The organism is Mesorhizobium sp. M3A.F.Ca.ET.175.01.1.1, assembly GCF_004791945.1.
Taxonomy (GTDB): Bacteria; Pseudomonadota; Alphaproteobacteria; order Rhizobiales; family Rhizobiaceae; genus Mesorhizobium.
The window spans coordinates 1-368 of sequence record NZ_SRTP01000139.1 but is presented as its reverse complement, the minus strand read 5'-3'; the positions used below and the strand labels follow the sequence as shown (position 1 = coordinate 368).

Annotated in this window: 1 protein-coding gene; it reads right to left on the bottom strand. The window is 61.4% G+C overall.

Features of this window, described 5'->3' with window-relative positions:
* Positions 1-368: cupin domain-containing protein (locus EN818_RS31085; protein WP_135906644.1), on the bottom strand; the 368-nt coding region annotated here is incomplete at both ends.

Sequence of the window (368 nt, the reverse complement as noted above, 5' to 3'; positions counted from 1 at the left end):
GCGCTTTTGGATCGGGCGCCCCACGCGCCGCGAGCGCGGCCAGCTCTTCAAAATAATGCTCATGGCCAGGCGGAGAGACGGTCATCAGCACGCGCGCAGGCTTCTCGCTGACATTGGTGATGTTGTGCGGCACTCCCGGCGGGATGAACAGGAAGGTTCCCGGCGTTGCACGGATCGTCCTGTCGCCGACATGCCATTCACACTCGCCCTCGAGCAGATAGAAGGTCTCCTCCTGCACCCGGTGAACATGTCGCCCAGTGGCGAATTCCGGCGGGATCGTCCAGTCGAACATGCTCGTATGCTTGGCAATTTCATCGGTGACGAGGAACGCCATCGGATAGCCCCGCAACATGACGCCCTTCTTCTCG